This is a genomic window from Paraburkholderia sp. SIMBA_053 (genome assembly GCF_046534895.1).
In the GTDB taxonomy this organism is placed as follows: domain Bacteria; phylum Pseudomonadota; class Gammaproteobacteria; order Burkholderiales; family Burkholderiaceae; genus Paraburkholderia; species Paraburkholderia caledonica.
Genome location: NZ_JAWRXU010000115.1, coordinates 1 through 453, shown reverse-complemented (window position 1 = coordinate 453; position 453 = coordinate 1). Strand labels below are relative to the sequence as shown.

The 453-nt window shown below is 61.1% G+C and carries 1 protein-coding gene; it reads left to right on the top strand.

From position 1 onward, the window contains the following. Positions 1–453 (top strand): ketopantoate reductase C-terminal domain-containing protein (locus SB753_RS34820; protein WP_410804586.1); only part of this gene is annotated, 453 nt, incomplete at both ends.

The following is a 453-nucleotide window of genomic DNA, read 5'->3' as shown; positions in this document are numbered from 1 at the left end:
GCAAAACGGCGTCGAACAGAAAACGCTTGTCGCGCCGCATGTGCCCGGCAGCCCGGTCTTACCCTCGGTGGTTTGGTTTCCTGCTCAACGCGAACCGGACGCCTCTGTCTGGCTACGCGGCAAAGCTCGCATTACGTTGCCGGACACGCCAGAGAGCAGCCTTGTCCTTTCGGCATTGAGTGGCACACGGTGTTCGGTCGACGTAGCAGCCGATTTCACATCCGTCGCGTGGCGCAAGCTTTTGCAAAATGCTGTCGCAGGTTTAATGGTTCTGGCGGGCCGCCGTGCCGGCATGTACTCACGAGCCGATATCGCCGGCCTGGCTCTCGCCTACTTGCAGGAATGTCTCGCGGTTGCCCGTGCGGAAGGCGCGACACTCGGCGACGAAGTCCCGCAAGAAATCGTCGATGCATTTCGTGGTTATCCGGCCGACCTGGGCACTTCGATCCTCGC